The organism is Terriglobales bacterium, assembly GCA_035454605.1.
GTDB lineage: Bacteria > Acidobacteriota > Terriglobia > Terriglobales > Acidobacteriaceae > DATMAB01.
Map to the genome: position 1 here is coordinate 1 of DATIGQ010000024.1, position 18,262 is coordinate 18,262.

Consider the following 18,262-nt stretch of genomic DNA (forward strand, 5'->3'; position numbering starts at 1 on the left):
ACCGTGCTCTTGCCCACACCGGCAGGACCGTCAATGGCGATGATCAGCTTCCTGGCTTGGCTCATGGTTTCTCCGTCGCCACCGCCCGCGGTTCCGCGGCGCGCAGTGGCGCCAGTTCCACCAGCGTCTTCGATCCCACGCTGCGGAAGGCCAGTTCACGCGCCGCCAGCAGGGCGTTGACGTTCTCGCGCACCCGGGAGCGCGGCGCCAGCAGCGAAAAAAACTCCTCGATCTGCTTGCGCTCTGCCGCCACCACCGCTTCCAGGTAACGCGAGATCAGGGCAGAGAGCGCCTCGCCCACGCTCAATTGCAATCCTTCGCGCACCGCCTCCGGCGCCCAGCGCAGCAGCGTGTCCCAGAGCGCGCCTTCGCCGGCGCGGTAATCCACGCGGGTGATGCGCAGCCGCGACCACAGCTCGCCCAGGGCGCGGTCCAGGGCCGCTTCCGAAGGCTCCCCGCCCAGCGCCTGGCGCAGCCCGCGCTTGCTCATGGGCCCGTCTTTCTGGATGGCGGTGAACGCGTCTGCGGCCAGCGGAGAGATCTTCTCCCTCCGCCCTGGCTTCAGTTCCGCCCGCGGATTCTTGTCTCCCTTCAGGGCATAGAAGAAAGGAAAGACGGAAGCCACCACCAGCAGCACGTTTTCGCCCAGCAGGTTGGATTCGTACGCGCTTCGGCGGCGCAGCAACTGCACCGCCAGTTCGCGCGCCGCTTGCCCGCGCTCGTCCTGAAACGCGCGCTCGGCCGTCGGCAGGCGCTCATCGCTCCCCGCCCACGCGCCCACCAGGCTGGGCAGCAGGAGATCCCGCGGCGGAAACAGCGCGCACATCCCGACTGACTCCAGGAACTCGGCCGCCTCTTCGGGCGTTCGAACCGGCCGCCCGTCGAGCCGCCATCGCGCGCGCCGCGCCTGGTTGAATTCCTGTTCGGTCATATGCGTTTGAACGCTCTCTGAATCTCTTCCAGCGAGTAGCGCAGCAGCACCGGCCGCCCGTGCGGACAGGAAAACGGACACTCCGTCTTGGCCAGTTCGCTCAGCAGCCACTCCATCTTCTTCGCGTCCAGGGGCATATTGACCTTGATGGCGGCATGGCAGGCGATGGAGGCCGCGATGCGCGTGCGCAGCTTCTCCAGGTTCACGGCCTGCTCCTCGCGCTCGCAGCCTTCCAGCAGTTCGTTGAGCAGCCGCTCGATGTCGCTGGCGTCCACCCCCGCCGGCGCGGTCTTCACCGCCAGCGTGCGCGAGCCGAAAGGCTCGACTTCGAAGCCGTTGGCGCGCAGCTCGTCGGCGATCTCCTGGAACACCGCCTGCTGCGCCGGCGTCAGTTCGACGATCAGTGGCATCAGCAGGCGCTGGCCTTCCACCCGCTCGGCCGCGCGCTGCCGCAGGACGCGCTCGAACAGGACGCGTTCGTGGGCCACATGCTGGTCCACGATCCACAAGCCGTCCTCGGCCACGGCCAGGATGAACGAATCGCGCACCTGCCCCAGCGGCTTGAGCGAAGAGATGGCCGCCGGCCCATTCGATGCCCCCGTGGCGATCGCTCCGCCGCAGCGCTCGCCGCCGGCGACGGAAAGGGCACGCGCGACGGAGGCGGCGGGCAAGGCCGCGTTGGCTTCGACTTCCGTCCCGCCCTGAAAGGCGAATCGCGCCGTCAGCGGCGGCAACTCGTCGGGCCGGAGCGCGAAGTCTGCCACGTCTCCCGCGGGAGCAACTCCGCCGCGCGCCCCCGGGGTCAGAGCGGGCGCCGCCGTCGGTTGTGCCGCAATCTCGCGCGTGAACTGTGGCACCGGACGCGCCGCCACCAGCGCCGCCCGCACCGTATCGCGCACAAAGTCATGCACCGCGCCCTGTTGGCGGAAGCGCACCTCGGTCTTCGAAGGATGGACGTTCACGTCCACTTCCAGAGCCGGCATCTCCAGAAACAGCAGCACCACCGGGAACACTCCCCCCGGCAGGATGTTGCGATAGGCCTCGCTCAGCGCGTGCTGCAGCAGCCGGTCGCGGATCAGCCTGCCGTTCACGAACACGAAGATGGAGTTGCGGTTGAGCTTCTGCAATTCCGGCCGGGAAACGAACCCGCGCACCCGCAGCGCTCCCGGTTCCGGCGCTTCGTACTCTTCCCCCTGCTTCTTTCGCTTCTCGATCACCCAGGACGGAGGCGCGGGCAGGCCCACGCGTTCCAGTTGCGCCTCCGCGGTGACCGGCACCATCTGCTCCAGCATTTCCTTGCCGAAGATCTGGAACAGGCGCTCGGCGTGCGTTCGAACCGGCGACACCACCAGCATGGCGTTCGCCGAAGAATGCAGCTCGACGTGCTTCTCCGGATGGGCCAGCGCGTAATGGGTCACTAGTTGCGCGATGTGGGAAAGCTCGGTGGCTTCCGCCCGCAGGAATTTCTTGCGCGCCGGAGTGTTGAAGAACAGATCGCGCACCGCGATCGAAGTGCCCGCCGGCAGCCCGGCGTCTTCGACTTTATGCATCTTGCCGCCCGCAATCTCGATCACGGTGCCGGCGGCGTCGGAAGCGGCGCGGGTCTCCAGCCGCAGCCGCGAGACCGAAGCGATCGACGGCAGCGCCTCGCCGCGAAAGCCCAGGGTGGCCACGGTCAGCAGGTCTTCGGCGTCTTTGATCTTGGAAGTGGCGTGGCGCTCGAATGCCAGAAGAGCGTCGTCGCGCACCATGCCCGAGCCGTCGTCGGTCACGCGGATCAGCTTCTTGCCGCCCGCCTCGACCTCGACCCGTATGCGCGCCGCGCCCGCATCCAGCGCGTTCTCAAGCAACTCCTTCACTACCGACGCCGGGCGCTCCACCACCTCGCCCGCAGCGATCTTGTTGGCGACATGCTCCGGCAGGATGTGGATGCGAGCCATGGGCTCGTCCATGGTACTGGAGAGCCCCAAGAAAAGCAGGCCACGGATTACACCGATGAACACGGATCAGGCTGCTCTTGGACCTCGGTGTTTATCCGTGTCCATCCGTGGCCTAGTCTTTCTTCTTCTCCACCTCGATCGCCAGCTCCTTCAACTGCGCCTCGCTCACCGGGGTGGGGGCGTCCACCATCAGGTCTACGGCCTTGGCGGTTTTGGGGAAGGGGATGACTTCGCGCAGGCTGTCGGCGCCGGCCAGAATCATCACGATGCGGTCCAGTCCCAGCGCGATGCCGCCGTGGGGCGGCGTGCCGTATTCCAGCGCTTCCAAAAAGAAGCCGAAGCGCTCGCGGGCTTCTTCGTCCGTCATGCCCAGGGCGCGGAACACTTTCTTCTGCACGTCCTGGCGATGGATACGGATGGAGCCCGAGCCCAACTCCGTTCCGTTGAGCACCACGTCGTAGGCCAGGGCGCGCACCGAACCCGGATCTTCTTCCATGCGCGCGATGTCCTCTTCATACGGCGAAGTGAAGGGATGATGCGCCGCCGCCCAGGTCCGCATGCGCTCGTCGTATTCGAACATGGGGAAATCGGTGACCCAGAGGAAGCGATAGGAGCTCGCATCCTTGCGCTCGCCAGCGAAAGCGCCGTGGCGCTCGGCGTATTTCTGCCCGAGGGCGACACGCAGCGCGCCGGCGGCGGTGGAGACGGCGTAGTCGTGCTGCTTCACTTCCGGCTTCACCCCGCCCTCGGATTTGTGCGCCTCCGGCCGCGAGTCGCCCGCCACCATCACCAGCAGGTCGCTTGCTTCAGCCCTGGCTGCGGCGCGAATCTTCGCCACCGACTCCGGAAACGATTTCTCCAGGCGCTTGATATCGTCGAAGACCTTGGCCTCTTTGCGGTCGGCGATGAGCGTCCTGATCTCGTCGCGTTCTTTGCGCGAGAGTTCGCCGACCTTGGGAATGCGGATGGCGACCACGGGCCCGGCGGCGATCTTCAGCGTCTCCAGTTCGCTCGGCTGGAAACATCCGCGCACCTCGGTAAGCGGAGGCAGGCGCGGGTCGGGCTTGTCGCTGCCGTACTGGCGGATGGCCTGGTCGTAGGTCATGCGCAGGAAGGGCGTCGGCAAGTCCACCCCAGCGGCGGCCCACGCCGCCTTCAAGAAACCCTCGGTGACTTCAAAGACGCGCTCCGGTTGGGGATAGCTCATCTCCAGATCGACCTGGGTGAACTCCAGTTGGCGGTCGGCCCGCAGGTCCTCGTCGCGGAAGCAGCGCACGATCTGGAAATACTTGTCGAAGCCGGAAATCATCAGGATCTGCTTGAACAGTTGCGGCGACTGCGGCAAAGCGTAGAACGAACCCGGATGGACGCGGCTGGGGACCAGGAAGTCGCGCGCCCCTTCGGGCGTGGAGCGGGTGAGGAACGGCGTCTCGATCTCGAAGAAGCCCGCCGAGGAGAGATAGTTGCGGATGGCCAGCGCCACCTTGTGCCGCAGTTCGAGGTTGGCCTGCATCTCCGCCCGCCGCAGGTCGATGTAGCGGTATTTCAGCCGCACTTCCTCGTTGGCCAGCGCGCTGTCGGCGGGCGAAAAAGGCGGCGTCTTCGCTTCGTTCAGGATGCGCAGCTCGCCGGCGAACACTTCAATCTCGCCGGTAGCGATGTTCTTGTTAATGGTGGCCGCGTCGCGCCGCTTCACTTCGCCGGTCACCGCGATGACGTACTCGCCGCGCAGTTCGCCGGCGCGCTCATGCAGCTCCGCGTCCCGCTCCTTGTTGAAGACGACCTGGGTCACGCCGGTGCGGTCGCGCACGTCCACGAAAATCAGGTTGCCCAAGTCGCGGCGGCGGTTCACCCAGCCCATCAGCACCACGCGCCGGCCGGCATCGGCCACGCGCAAAGCGCCGCAGGTGTGCGTGCGCCGCAGATCACCAAGAAAGTCGAGCAAGCAATGGCCCTTGAAAGCGAGGATTCCCGCCCCTGGCGGAATCGCCAATTATAGAGCGTGACTCAGATGAGCCGCGCTTCGGCAGCTCCCCCGGCTGACCGGCGTCACTTCTTCGAGGCGCTCTTGAGCTCCACCAGGATCACCTCGAACGGCCCCGTGCCCACGTTTTCCGGGAGATGCTTATTGGACTCGATCCAGAGAGCGTCCTTGGCCTTGGCGTCTTCAACTTCGGAGGCGCCGTCGGGAAAGGTGAATTTCACACGCTGGTCGGTCAGGAGCACGGCCACGCTGTCCGGGTGCTCGTGCATCACCGACTTCTCACCCGGCGCGTAGATGATGTGCAGTACGCGCACCTGGTCGTTCTCGAACATCACGTGATAGTGCTTGGGATCCATCTTGACGGGATCCTGCGCGAGCGCGACGCCCGCGGCAAGCGCAAGAAAAAGCAGAAGCAGTGCCATGCGTCTCATGGTGTCTCTCCTTTTCAGGCTGTCGTGTCGTTCGTGAGTGGGCGACAAATGCGGACAACAAACGCGAGACGCAAATGATAGCACGCTGGGTTTTGAGCTTGCGTGCTGCAGGCGGAGCCGGCAGCCGGACTCACCGCGTGAGCGCGTACCAGACGACATAGAACCAGGAGCACACTCCGTGCACGATGGCCCATAGGATCGATCCGTTCCGGCTCCACGAAAGGATCATGGCCAGTGCCGTCCCGAAGCTGATTCCCGCCTTCACCGTTTCCCGACTGGCTGACATGTGTGCGCCCTCCGCTTTGCGCTCTCTGCTTATTGCTTATCGCTTGCCGCTCTCTATCCGCGCAACCCCTGGATCTTCTTGGCCAGTTCCTCGCGGGGCACGCTTACCTGTTCGCCGGTGGCCAGGGTCTTTACGGCGAACGCGCCCGCCTTCACTTCGTTCTCGCCCACGATCACCACACAGCGCGCGCCCAGCCTGCTCGCTGTCTCCAGCGACTTCTTCAGCCGGAAGCTTTCGTCGCCCATTTCTACCACGATGTCGTGCCGGCGCAATTCGCGCGCCAGGCGCGCCGCCTCGCGGTTCATCCCCGCTCCCAGCGGCGCGACGTAGGCCTCGAGCGGCTGCTCGACCGCGGCGGCGGCTTCGCCCAGCGCCATCACCATGCGGTCTTCCCCGATGGCGAATCCGATGCCCGGCGCTCGCGGCCCGCCCAGCGCTTCCGATAGTCCGTCGTACCGTCCCCCGCCCAGCACCGCGTTCTGCGCTCCCAGCCCTCCGTGCGTGAATTCAAACGCCGTCCTGCTGTAGTAATCCAGGCCGCGGACCATGCGGTCGTTGATGTCGAAAGGGACTTCGACCGCGCGCAAGATGGCCTGCACTTCGGCGAAGTGGGCGCGGCAGGCGTCGTCCAAGAACTCGAGCATGCGCGGCAGCTTTTCGATGATGGGCTGGTCGGCGGGCACCTTGCAGTCGAAGACGCGCAGCGGATTGGTCTCAGCGCGGCGGCGGCAGTCCGAGCACATCTTCTCCACCACGCCAGCCAGCGCCCTGCGCAGCGCGGCGTTGAACTTCGGGCGGTCGTGCGCGCAACCCACGGAGTTCAGATGGAGCGTCCAACCGGAAAGGCCCACACGGTCGAGCAGCGTGGCCAGCATCTCCAGCACTTCGGCATCGACCGCGGGTGACTCGCTGCCGGCCGCCGGCGGTCCGATCACCTCGGCGCCAATCTGGTAGAACTGCCGGAAGCGCCCTTTCTGCGGACGCTCCCGCCGGAATTGCGGCCCCATATAGAAGAGGCGTTGCAAGCCGGGCCGTTCCCACAGCTTGTGCTCGATGTAGGCGCGCACGACGCCGGCCGTGTTCTCCGGGCGCAGCGCGAGCGTCTGGCCCTTTTCGCTTTCGGCGCGGGCACGGTCTTCCCAAGCGAACATCTCTTTGGCGACGATATCGGTTTCTTCGCCCACCGAGCGCTGAAAAAGCGCCAGGTCCTCGATGACCGGCGTGCGGATCTCGTGAAAACCGTAGACGCGGAAGACGTCGCGGGCGGCGGCCTCGACGAAGTTCCACACCGCCGTCTCCGGCGGCAACAGGTTGCGCATTCCACGGACGGCTCGAATTGCTTGGCTCTCCGCTTTCCGCTCTACGCTTTCCGCCATTTGACTTCGCTTTCCGCTACTTCTTGTGTTCCTTCAGATATTGGTTCTTGTAATCGAGATAGTTCTGCGCGTAGCGCAAGATGGTTTCCTGGTCGCTCTCCCCCAGCTTCTTGCGAAATTTTCCCGGAACGCCCATCCACAGTGAGCCCGGCTCGACCAGCGTGCCCTCGGGGATGACCGTGCCGGCGGCGATGATGGAGCCCTTGCCCACGCGCGCGCCGTTCAGAATCACGGCACCCATGCCGATGAGGCAGCGGTCTTCGATGACGCAGCCGTGCAGCGTCACCGAGTGGCCCACGGTCACCCACTCGCCCACCTCGACGGGGAACTTGTCCTTCATGCCGTGGAGCACGGAGCAGTCCTGGATGTTGGAGTTCGCGCCTACGCGGATGGAGTGCACGTCGCCGCGCAGCACGGCGTTCATCCAGACGCTGGAGTGCGCGCCCAGGGTGACGTCGCCGATGAGCTGCGCGGAATCATCCACGTAGCAGGAGTCCGCGACCTGGGGCGAGATTCCTTTGTAGGGACGGAGCATGCGTGAGTGTTCTCCCCGAGGAAAACGGTTGAAAGTAGCACGCGGGAGTGGCGAGCGGCAATGTGAGGCAAGAACCATTTTGCCGTCGTCCAGTTCGAAGGATTGGCCGATGGATTTCCACGTACGCGCCGATGAAGCGCGGAGCAAGCGGGGCCCCATCTAGAAGCTGGCCCTGAGGGCGAATTGGATAATACGGGGATTACTGCTGGTCGAGATGACACGGCCGAAGTTAGCGGGCGAGAGAACTTGGCCGGTCGTCGGATCGATGCTGCCGCCGGTGGCGGTGACAGCGTTGAAGTTGCTGATGGGATTGGCGAGATTGGGGTGGTTGAACAGGTTGAAGAACTCGGTACGGAACTCGAAGGACGCGGATTCGCGCAAGCGGAAGCGGCGGCTGAAGGCGATGTCGAGGTTAACCTGGCGCGGGCCCCGCAGGCAGTTGCGGGAAAGGTTGCCAATATCGGTGCCGTTGGCGCCAGCCAGAAAGAGTCCGCCTGAGCTTGGGATGGGCTGCCCGGCCGGCACCACGGGCGAAGCGAACACGAATGGGTTGAAGAAGTAGCCAGTGGGTACGCCACTCTCAGCGTCCGAGCAAGTGGCGCCCGGGGCGAGGTTGGGGCGAGCCAGAGCGGCCGCTCCGCCCGACAGTCCATACAACGAGCCCGCGCCGGTATCGGCAACATCGATGGGCAAGCCGGACATGGCCGTGAGCAGGCCCGAGGTGTGCCAGTCGGAAAGCAGCCAGCGCAAGGCGCGCAGGGAGTCCGGCGAGACCTGGGGCAGATCCCAGAGATAGCTGAACACAAAACGGTGGGTGCGGTCGAAGTCCGAAACTCCCCGGTTGGCCTGAGTGTTGAGCTGGTCGCCGAGGACGGGGCTGGAGTCGCCGACGGCGCCGGTGTTTACGACGCCCGCAATGCCGGCGCCCCCTCCTGCTCCGGAAGCCGTATCGATGGACTTGGCCCAGGTGTAGGCAGCGAGGAATTGGAAGCCGCGCGAAAATCGGCGGGTCAGGCTTGCCTGCAGCGAATCATACGACGACTCGGCGGCGGCCTGGATCTGATCGAAGCCGTTGATGGAAACGCCTTGAAAAGGCGCCCGCAGTTGGGCGTTCGCAGGGGTGTTGGTGGTGATGAGGGCACCGGTGACGTCGTTCGTGATGGGGGCTTGCGGGCTGGCAAGGCGGGCCTGGTTGATGGCCACCTGGCGGAAGAGCTTTCGGCCGCGCGAGCCCGCGTACGCTATCTCGAGCAACATCTCTTTGCGGACTTCGTATTGGACGCTCACGTTGAACTCGTGGAAGTAGGGCGTGAGCAGGTCGCGATCGAAGACCGTGCCCGAGAGCGCTACCCCGGGCACGAAAGTGGGAAACTGGTCTGCGGGCGGCACTGGAAAAAAGGGATTCGTTAAGGGTGCATTGCTTCTGCGGCCGAGGACGTAGGTGGGCGGCAGACGGTCGGTGACCGAGGCGTACTGGAAGGTGGGGCGCGAGTGGTAGAGACCGTAACCGCCCCGAATGACGAGCCCTCCAAACGAAAGGGGTGACCAGGCCGCGCCTACGCGTGGGGCGAGATTGTTGGAATCGCTGCTGCGCAGCACACCTTGCCCGACGTTCGGCACTTCGGGCAGATCCAGATCGGGGATGACGTTTCCTGCCTGTACGAAGCCGCCTACGGGCGGACCAACGGGAAGACCATTCGCGATTTGCATGCGCGGCTGGTAAAGCGCCGGATCGAAGGTGGCCAGCCGCCCCAGGGTGTCGTAGATCGGCAAATCGAGTTCATAGCGCAGGCCGAGGCTCAAAGTGAGCGTGGGAGACAGCTTCCAGTCGTCCTGCAGGAAGAAGTTGTAGTCGAAGGCGCGCCAGTTCCGTCCCGGCAGTCCGCCTCCGAGAATCGAGACCTGGGAGTTGCCGGTGAGGAAGTTGTTGAAGTTCTGAAAGTCGATCTGGCCGTAAACGAAGTGGTTGATGACGAAATTGATGAGGTTGTACCGAACTTCGCCTCCCAGACGGAGAGTGTGCCGGCCTCGCAGCAGGGTGAGCGTGTCGGAGACGGTGGTGGTGGAGGGAGCGGCACGACCATCGATGGGAGGCGAGGTTCCGATAATCACACCGCCAGCGCCGGGGGCGATGCGGATGAGCGAGAGGCCGGGAAACTCGGCGGCGTTGGAGCGGAGGATGCCGAGGTCGGAGTCGTTCAGCGGCTCCCCAGGAGACGTGTTGTTACGGTTGAAGTAATACCCGGCGCGGAACTCGTTGAGGGTGCGCTCGCTGAAGACGTGGATGTGCTGCAGGGCGATGACGCGATTGTTGAAGAGACCGGCCGCGCCGAAACCGGGTACATTGGGGCCCTGGCCGCGGAAACTGGGCAGGGCGAGGTCCTGGGTACTGTTGGCAAAAAAGAACTTGAAGGAAAGGGAGTTCGCGGCGGTCAGCCGCCAATCCAGATTGGCGTTGAACTGGTCCTCCTGGAAACGTGAAACCTCGGAGCCGGTGTAGCGTCCGTTGGGACCAGGAGTCGGAATGGCGAAGCGGCCGTCGGGAAAGCGGGCGTTGAGCAGGGCAAGCGCCGCCGCGTCAATCGCTGTGGCCGGCTGGCCGTTGGGCAGGATGGGCGTGAAGGTGGCCAGCAGCGCAGATTCGGAGCGATCGTCGGTAAGGCCGGGCGCTACGAGGACGTTCGAGGAGATGCTGTTGATGATGGACGCACCGTTGCGCTCGCGCGTTCCCTGGTAGGAGGCGAAGAAAAACAGCCTCTCCCTACGCAGCGGTCCGCCAAAGGTGGCCCCGAAGGCGTGTCGCTTGAGTACCGGGCGCCGGACACCGGCGGCTCCGAGGAACGGGTTATTGGCATTGAGGGCGTCATTGCGCAGGTATTCATACGCTGATCCGTGGAAGGCGTTCGTTCCGCTGCGAGTGAGGATGTGGATGTTGGCGCCGCCGGCCCGCCCGTAGGCGGCGTCGTAGAGAGAGGTCTGGACCTTGAACTCCTGGATGGTTTCGGGAGCGGGAACGGCAATCAGGATGGGCCCGTTGGCGCCCATGGTGTTCGCGTCGATGCCATTGATCTGGTAGTTGTTCTGGGTAACGCGGGCGCCGTTGACGGAGATGGCCTGGGTATTGCGCCCAACCGCGGTCGAGTCCGGCAGGTAGGTAGCGGTACCCGGGGAGAGGCTCAGTATCTGGGAGAAGTTGCGCGTGGCAAGAGGAAGCTCAGAGACGCCACGGGCATCGACGACGCGGCCGAGCTGAGGGCCGTCGCGCTGAACCAGGGCAGGAGAACCGGTGACGCTAATGGATTCAGGATTGGCCCCGACCTGGAGCACGACGCTGACCTCCGTGGTCTCGGTGACAGCCACGCGCACGTCGGAAACGTCCGTGGCGCGGAAGCCCTTGGAGGCAATGCGGACGCTGTAGCTGCCCGGTGGAAGCAGAGGGAACGCGTAGGCTCCGAGGTCGTTCGTCAGGGTGCTACGGCTCTGGGCAGTAGCATGGTTCAGGGCCGTAACTTCGGCGCCGGCGATGACGGCGCCTGTGGAATCGGTTACCCGGCCGGCAATGCTGCCAGTGGTTTGGGCAAGAGAGGGAAGCGTGAGGGCGCCGGCGATCACGAACACGAACCAGACCCGAGTCTTGCCAGGCACCGCTCACCTCCGGAGAACCAACTACAGGGTGGCCCGGTAGTGCTCCCACTGTTTCCGTAGGGTGGACATGAACACAACAAACTGAGGGTCGCTGCGCATGCCGTCCAGATTCGGGTCGCGGGCGTATAACGGATAGCACGGGAATCCATCCTCGGCGGCGAACTTGAGCCATTTCACGGCGTCAGCGGGACGATGCATGCGCGCATAGGCTTCGCCGATGGTAAAGGCAGTGTGATGGAAGTGGCCGAAGTCCTTGCCCTTCTCAATGGCCGTCCGAATGAAAGCCTGCGCGCGTGCATGATCCCCGGCGTCTGCCGCGATGAGGGCCAACAGAGCATTGGCAACACCGCCCTCGTCCATCGGATGCTCTTTCAGGTAGTCGTTCAGGAGGGCGGCAGCTTCCTCTTTCTTTCCCAGGTGGAAGAGCGCTGTGGCCATTTGATAGGTCCACAGGGACGGAATGTAGCCGCGGGTCCCCATCAGGCCTGCGGCCGCCTGCTGATAGTTACCCTGATAAAGCTGGTTGACCGCCAGGCGGTAGCGGACACCAACGTTGGCCGGATTGAGAGTTAGCGCGGTTTGCATTTCCCGCTCCCCCTTCTCGAACAGTCCCAAGTGGAGGTACTTCATCCCGAGCAGGTGATGGGCCTCATCGAGATTGGGATTGAGGGCCAGGGCACGCTTTTCGGCGGCGATCGCCTTTTCATGCGGAAAGCGGTTGGCACGAGTCCACAGGACGTTGGCGCGAGCCAGATGCGCCTCCGGCAGGTCTGGGTCGGCGCTGAGAGCCTTCTCTACAGCCTGAGTAGCTTTCTGGGCCCACTGACTTTCCTGAGGCCTGGACCAAAAAGCTCTTTCACTGTAACCGCGAGCGAGCTGGGCCCAGGCGGGAGCGAAGCCTGGATCGAGAGCGACGGCCTGCTCCATCTCGCGGACGGAGATCTCGAACTCGGCCGGATTCTTGCTATCGGAATAGAACCTGCCGCGCAGGTAGTGGTCGTAGGCCTGGGGATCGGCGGAGCGCAGGCGGGCCATGCTCCGGCGCTGCTCAGGGTTGAGCTGCACGCGAATCTCGCGGGCGACAGATTGCGCGATCTCATCCTGCAATGCCAGCAGATCGGCCACATCGCGCTCATAGCTCTGCGCCCAGAGGTGCTGGTCGGTGGCGGCGTGGATGAGCTGGGCGCTCACTCGGATGCGTTCGCCCGAACGCACAACTGAGCCTTCCACCAGTGCATCGACGTTGAGCTCGCGGGCGATGTCCTGCACGGGTTTCCGCTTGCCCTTGTAGTTCATGGCCGAGGTGCGGGAAATGACGCGCAACGGGGCGGTCTGTGCCAGGTTCGTGGTGAGGGCGTCTGTGAGGCCGTCGGCGAGGTATTCCTGCGAGGGATCGCCGGAAAGGTTCTCGAGAGGAAGGACGGCGATGGAGCGGACCGGTGCCAGTGCCGGATTGTCGCCGGTCCCCGTCCTCATCCCCAGGAGCACTCCCAGCACGACGACAGCACCGAGAAGCCCCAGTTTCAGCGCCCGGCTGCGCCAGGGGGGCGTAGCGGCGGTGGGCGGAATCGGGGCGGGCTGGACGGGAATGACCGAGGCAGTGGATTCGTCGCGTCCGTTGACCGGCGCGATGAAGCGATAGCCGCGCTTCGGCAGGGTCTCGATAAATCGTGGAGTGTCGGCCGAGTCGCCGAGAGTGTCGCGGAGCTTCTTGACAGCGGTGTTCAGGCCATCATCGAAATCGACGAAGGTGTCGGCGGGCCAGAGTTTCTGGCGGAGCTCGTCGCGGGTGACCACGTCGCCGGGACGCTCCAGGAGCATCCCCAGCACTTGGAAGGGCTGTTCCTGCAGCTTGATGCGTGTGCCGCTCTTGCGCAGCTCGCCGGAGCGCAGGTCGGCCTCGAAGACTCCAAAGCGAACTGTGCGACGGGATGAAGTGGAAACCGCCATCGCTCACCCAGACCGAACGGCCTGAGCCAGGCCCCGAATGGGCGGAGTGTAGCACGTTTCCTGCACCGCGGCACGATTCAGGCCCGGCTCGTTGGCCTCGTATTCCCAGCCGTTTAGCAGTCCGGCCACATTCCGGAAAGAGTACAGCCTCCGCCCATTGACGCTACTTGGGAAGGGGCGCGAGAGTCGCCGCGTTCGCCCAAAGGAGGGCACCATGAACAAGCAACTGACTCTCGCGTTTGCGTTCGCTATCCTGCTGCTGCCGAACCTGGTAGCGGCGCAAGACTTCGGGCCGTGGTCCGCGCCGGTGAATCTCGGGGCGGCAATCAACACGGCCGCCAACGATATGCACCCGTCGCTCTCCAAGGATGGCCTGAGCCTTTACTTCAGCTCCGATCGTCCCGATGGCGCCGGCAAGCTAGACCTGTGGGTCTCACAACGCGACAGCCTCGACAGTCCCTGGCAGCCGCCGCAGAACCTCACCATGCTGAACTCGTCGTCCGACGACCATGCCGCGAATCTCACGATGGATGGCCACTGGCTCTTTTTCTACAGCACGCGCCCGGGCGGCTGTAATGCCGGCCTGCGCCAGGAATTGTGGGCCTCGCATCGCCCGAACAAGCGCGACGATTTCGGCTGGGAGCCGCCGGTCAATCTCGGTTGCACCCTCAACGCTCCCGGAGCCGATGATGGTGGGCCCGGCTATTGGCAAGACGACGCCACCGGTACCCACTATCTCTATTTCGCCCGCAACTATACGCCGGCCGATCCCAACGGCTTCAGTATCCACGTCAGCACCTGCACCGCGGATCTGAAAAGCTGCAACGAGCAACAGATGTGGAGTTCGCCGGCGTCCATAGCTGAACTGAACAGCCCTGGGTTTCGTAACACCAAGACGGCCATTCGTCGCGACGGCTTGGAGATTGTCGTTACGAGCAATCGCTCCGGCACGACCGGCGGCCTCGATCTGTTTGTTGCCACGCGCGCTTCCGCGCAAGATCCCTGGCAACTGCCGATCAACCTCAATTTGGAGAACGCAGACAAATGCCTCGAATCTGGGATTGATCCCTGCCCCGCTGTGAACTCTACTGCTAATGATGGGGCGGCGGCCCTCTCTTGGAGCAGCCAGACGGTATTCTTCTATTCGAACCGGCTAGCGGGCGGATTAGGCGGCAACGACCTGTACGTGAGCACGCGCCAGAAGCTCACGGGCAACGGGAACTAGCGGCTCGGAGGGTCGGCGTCCGCACAGCGGCGGAACGAACTGGCAGCAAGCGGGTGGGCGGCGAACCGGCCGTCGACCCGCAGTTTTTCCTCTCTGTCGCTTGAAAGCACCAGGACAGGGGTGGAACAGAGCAGTCGGATACATGGATTCTTCGCTTCGCTCACGATGACAAGCCTGACTACGGGGAGGGCAGGGGTTGACCGCCCAGCGCGGCTGGAATGATGTACTGCGGCAGCAGCTCGATCTCCCAAGCGAAGAACTTGCGGGCTTCGGCGTAATCGCCGCCGGTGAAGCCCACCACCATGTCGAGCTCGGGGATGACGATGATGAGCTGGCCGCCGTTGCCGCCGGCGTAGTGGTCGTGGAAGACGCGATCCCCGTCTTTGTGATCGCGCACATGCCAGGCGTAGGCGTACCCGTGGCCGGCGTCGATGTCGAACAGCGGCTTGAACCCGGCGCGGCGCGCAACGGATTCCTTCGCCCACTGCTCGCTCACGATGCGCCGGCCGTTCCACGTGCCGCCGGAGAGATAGATCTGGCCGAGCTTCAACTGGTCGCGCGGGCGCAGGTAGAGCCCGCCCCCCAGATAGGCCTCGCCGGTGGGCGTCAGGTTCATGTGGTAGACGGGCATCTCGAGCGGCCGGGCGACGTACTCCTGGAAGAACTCCGGCAGCCAACGGCCGGTGGTGTCCTTCACGATGCCGCCGAGCAGATGAATGTCAGAGGAGCAATAGACGGCCTGGTCGCCGCCGGGCTCGCGCTCCATGGGCGCGTCGAGTGAGAACTTGTACCAGTCGGGCTGCGCGGTCTGCTCCTGCATAGGATCTTCGTCCCACTGGCCGCGGCAAGCGCGCCCGGAGGTCATGGTCATCAGGTGGCGCACGGTGATGCGGTCCTTGCGCGGGTCGGGATGGGCCAAGGGCTTGTATTCCGTGAAAAAAGAGACGACGGGCGCGTCCACGTCGATCTTGGCGCCGTGCTCACGCGCCAGCCCGACCAGCAGGGGCGCGAAGGTCTTGCTGGCGGAGCGCATGTCGTGCGTGCGTTCCGCGTCGAAGCCGTAGAAATATTCTTCGAGCACCAGCTTGCCGTGGCGGGCGATGAGCAGGCTGTGGATGTTGACCGGGTTGTCGCGCGTGGGCGCGGCAGCGAGGATCTTCTCGATCAGCCCGGCGATGGGTTGTTCCGCCAAGCCGACATCGGCGAGCGAAGCCGTTGCCCAGCCGTCGTTCTTAACCACGGGCTTGCGATAGACGTACTTGTGCTGTGCCGGCACTCGTGGCCGGAAGCCCAGAGCAAGGTCTGGCTGCGTGCGAGCGAAGGAGAGCGGCGGGTAGCCATTAATCAGCGGGAGTGTGAGGCGGTCGGTTTCCGGGTCGTAGGTGCCCATGAGTTCCGCGTTGCCACCGGCAACCATCACAATTACAACGTTCTCCTTCATCACAATGCGGTACGAGCGACGAGCAATGTTCGCTTCGGGATTGCGGAAATAGGCCGTGTAGGGGGCGCGGTCGGCGGCATGCTCGATGGTGAGATAGAAGGAGAGGCGGGGCTCGAGGGGTATGACCTCTCCGCGCCACACCCCGCTCTCCACCTGCGTGAGTTCTACCGGGGAGGCGTAGCGCGGGTTGTAGGGGTAGGCGACGCCGGGCTGGATCCAGTGCCCGGCAATGCGCTTGCCATCCCGACTCAGGTGTCCGCGAAACTCGCCGGCGTCGCCGGGTAGAGCGAAGGTGATCGCGTCTTTGCTCTGACGCCGTTCGAAGGCAATGTCGAAGCCAGCGATCTGCGCGCGCCACTGGGCGCTGCGGGCATCGATGGTAAGGGTGCCGCGCGCCAGCGGGCGCAGAATCTGCTCGCTCGCCCAGAAGCCGGCGAGATCGGCATCCGGCGACGGATGGGTCGCGGTAGTTTGGGCGAGCGCGAGAGAGGTCGAGAGCAGCAACAGGACGAACACTGCAGCGGGCATCCGGGTTGGCATCCCTGGTCGTGTCTCCCCACCGCAAGGTAGCGCAGGACCGCGAAAAGCGTCTTGTCCAGGATTAGCAGGTTGGTCCATCGTGTGCGCGGGGCCGGCGCAGAAGCTGGCGGTAGGCACCGGGCGAGCGGCCCCAACCACGTCGGAAGACCTTCGTGAAGTGGCTCTGATCGGCAAAACCTGCGGCGAGCGCCACCTGGGCCAAAGGCAATTCCGTCGATGCCAGCAGGGACGCGGCCTTTTCGAGGCGGCAGTGCCGCATGTACTCGCCCGGGGTCGAGCGGAAGAATTGCCGGAAGGCACGGACGAAATGCACCGGGTGAACACCGAGGATGCGGGCGGCCTCTGCCACCCGCAAACCGTCGGAGCACTGCTCATGGAGCAACTCCCGGGCCCGGTGGAGCCACGCCGGCGGCCGCCGCAGGGAAACGCCACGCTGGCGAGCGATTAGGGCCAGCAGTTCCAGACACAGCCCCTCTGCAACCAAGGGAGAAGCCGCGTCCCACCTCCCCCATTCCCTAAGCACGCGCTGAGCGACGGAGACTGCTTCGTCCCGGCGGAACGCGGTGGCACACTCTGGAACCCGCACCTGCTCCTGTACATGTCCCAAGGTGTGCGGGGAAACCGAAATTGCGAGGAACTCTCCATCGAGACAGGTGAAGCGGTCGCGGTGGGTGATGCCCGGTGGGTTGTAGATCAACGTGCGCGGGCCGCACACGTGGCCAGCTTCTCGAGCGGAAGAGATGTAGGTTCCCCGCAAGATCAGGACAAAGGAAGCCTCCTCGTGGGAATGCGGGGGAACCTGTTCCGGGGGAAGTTCGGGCACCATGCGAACCAGCGAGAATCCCGAGACCTGCACGCGTTCGCGCGCCGTGCCAAAGAACTGCCCATAACCGAGGCTGGGAAGTGAATGCACCGGCAAAGCCATAATGCTAAGACGGACGAGCGGCGGCTTGGTAATGCCGCTGGATCAGGTTACGCGCAACGCTCCAGTGTAGTGGCGGGGACGATGTAACAGAGGTTGGATGGGGACTCATTCAGAAGGTGGTTGCTGCAAACGAGTTCAGTGCTGAGGCGTCCAACCATGAGCAGGCGCTTGGACGCCTTGGTGGAGGTGGCGGGATGAGACGAATGCTGGCGGCTTCGTTCATGCTGTGTGTGCTAATGGCCCCGTCCCGGATGCTGGCAAAGGTACCGACGAGCAGAATCACGATCCAAGGCGGCGGGCTCAACGCGCCCATTGAGATAACCGACGCGAACGTCCTCGGGAGGTTCTTTGTGTGGGCAGATGGGGGAACGAGTCCCAACCAAGCCAGCGCGTTCATCATCGACGGGTCCCGAGGCCCGGCTGCGGAGCGACCCAAGGGACTGCGACGCTACGAAGTCTCCTTCTACGCCAAGCTTCCCGAGGAGCGACTGATCTACGTGGTGCAGTATGAGCTTGACCCGTCAACCGGGAAGGGTTACGTGCACCTGCCGGGCAGGGGCGAGAAGTGGTATCGGTTGAACGTGAGCACGATCCTCCGCGGCGTTGAGGGGAACTGGTTTCACGCGTGGGAAGTGTGGGATAAGGCCGTAAGACCCTTGATCGATGAGGCAAGCACGAACCGCGCAAGTGGAAGCCGCGACTGTTCATCACACTGATTGCGCTACCACGCTTCCTCCCTACGCACCGCCAACTCGTTCCGGATGAGTTGGGTGATTTCCTTCTCCTCCGCTTCGGTCAATCCCAGGAACTCAGCGCCTATCTCCCGGCCCTCGGAGCGACGCACGACGGCTTGCGTCCTGATCCAGTGAGTACCCGCGTGGGAAAAGCGGAATTCCAGCGTGATTTTCGTCCCGACCGGATAGGCCTGGTCTCCGCGGAAACCGATGCCCTTGTGGTTGATGTCGAGGCCCTCACCGACGATCATCTCGCGGGCAATTCCATAGCGGACGTCCACTTTCACCGGCCAGCGCGGTGGCGATCGGTCTTCCGGGG

14 protein-coding genes are annotated in these 18,262 nt (G+C 64.4%); 2 read left to right on the plus strand and 12 right to left on the minus strand.

Annotated features, from left to right (window positions below; all coding sequences use genetic code 11):
• Positions 1–61: 61 nt before the first annotated feature.
• The 9 genes from VLE48_01765 to VLE48_01805 form a co-directional block, all read right to left on the minus strand.
• Positions 62–931 carry a hypothetical protein gene (locus VLE48_01765; protein HSA91711.1) on the minus strand — a complete coding sequence of 290 codons (870 nt, stop codon included), beginning with the start codon at positions 929–931 and terminating at the stop codon, positions 62–64.
• Positions 928–2,934, minus strand: coding sequence for a DNA mismatch repair endonuclease MutL (gene mutL / locus VLE48_01770; protein ID HSA91712.1), 2,007 nt, complete (start codon positions 2,932–2,934; stop codon positions 928–930). The genes VLE48_01765 and mutL overlap by 4 nt, the downstream gene beginning before the upstream one ends.
• Positions 2,935–2,983: 49 nt before the next feature.
• Positions 2,984–4,816, minus strand: a complete 1,833-nt coding sequence (gene aspS, locus VLE48_01775; protein HSA91713.1) for an aspartate--tRNA ligase — start codon at positions 4,814–4,816, stop codon at positions 2,984–2,986.
• Between the two features lie 104 nt (positions 4,817–4,920).
• The gene (locus tag VLE48_01780; GenBank protein ID HSA91714.1) at positions 4,921–5,286 is read right to left on the minus strand and encodes a hypothetical protein; all 366 of its coding nucleotides are present in this window, start codon (positions 5,284–5,286) and stop codon (positions 4,921–4,923) included.
• A gap of 130 nt (positions 5,287–5,416) precedes the next feature.
• Complete coding sequence (locus VLE48_01785) at positions 5,417–5,572, minus strand: hypothetical protein (protein HSA91715.1); 156 nt, start codon at positions 5,570–5,572, stop codon at positions 5,417–5,419.
• 53 nt (positions 5,573–5,625) lie between these two features.
• Complete coding sequence (gene hisS / locus VLE48_01790; protein HSA91716.1) at positions 5,626–6,891, minus strand: histidine--tRNA ligase; 1,266 nt, start codon at positions 6,889–6,891, stop codon at positions 5,626–5,628.
• Between the two features lie 73 nt (positions 6,892–6,964).
• Positions 6,965–7,483, minus strand: coding sequence for a gamma carbonic anhydrase family protein (locus tag VLE48_01795; protein HSA91717.1), 519 nt, complete (start codon positions 7,481–7,483; stop codon positions 6,965–6,967).
• Positions 7,484–7,642: 159 nt separating this feature from the next.
• Positions 7,643–11,128, minus strand: coding sequence for a TonB-dependent receptor (locus tag VLE48_01800; protein ID HSA91718.1), 3,486 nt, complete (start codon positions 11,126–11,128; stop codon positions 7,643–7,645).
• A gap of 21 nt (positions 11,129–11,149) precedes the next feature.
• Positions 11,150–13,078, minus strand: a complete 1,929-nt coding sequence (locus tag VLE48_01805; GenBank protein ID HSA91719.1) for a winged helix-turn-helix domain-containing protein — start codon at positions 13,076–13,078, stop codon at positions 11,150–11,152.
• A 214-nt stretch (positions 13,079–13,292) separates the two neighbouring features.
• On the opposite strand from VLE48_01805, the gene VLE48_01810 reads away from it, so the two are divergent.
• The gene (locus VLE48_01810; GenBank protein HSA91720.1) at positions 13,293–14,303 is read left to right on the plus strand and encodes a hypothetical protein; all 1,011 of its coding nucleotides are present in this window, start codon (positions 13,293–13,295) and stop codon (positions 14,301–14,303) included.
• Positions 14,304–14,481: 178 nt separating this feature from the next.
• On the opposite strand, the gene VLE48_01815 is transcribed toward VLE48_01810, so the two are convergent.
• A complete protein-coding gene (locus VLE48_01815; GenBank protein ID HSA91721.1) occupies positions 14,482–16,272 on the minus strand; it encodes a serine hydrolase in 1,791 nt (596 codons plus the stop codon).
• Positions 16,273–16,345: 73 nt separating this feature from the next.
• On the minus strand, positions 16,346–17,197 hold the full coding sequence (locus VLE48_01820; protein ID HSA91722.1) for an AraC family transcriptional regulator: 852 nt from the start codon (positions 17,195–17,197) through the stop codon (positions 16,346–16,348).
• Between the two features lie 215 nt (positions 17,198–17,412).
• Between VLE48_01820 and VLE48_01825 the strand changes: the two genes are divergently transcribed.
• On the plus strand, positions 17,413–17,925 hold the full coding sequence (locus VLE48_01825) for a hypothetical protein (protein ID HSA91723.1): 513 nt from the start codon (positions 17,413–17,415) through the stop codon (positions 17,923–17,925).
• 5 nt (positions 17,926–17,930) lie between these two features.
• Here VLE48_01825 and VLE48_01830 read toward each other — a convergent pair.
• Positions 17,931–18,262, minus strand: a 332-nt coding sequence (locus VLE48_01830; protein ID HSA91724.1) for a PilZ domain-containing protein, incomplete at its 5' end; no start/stop codon positions are given.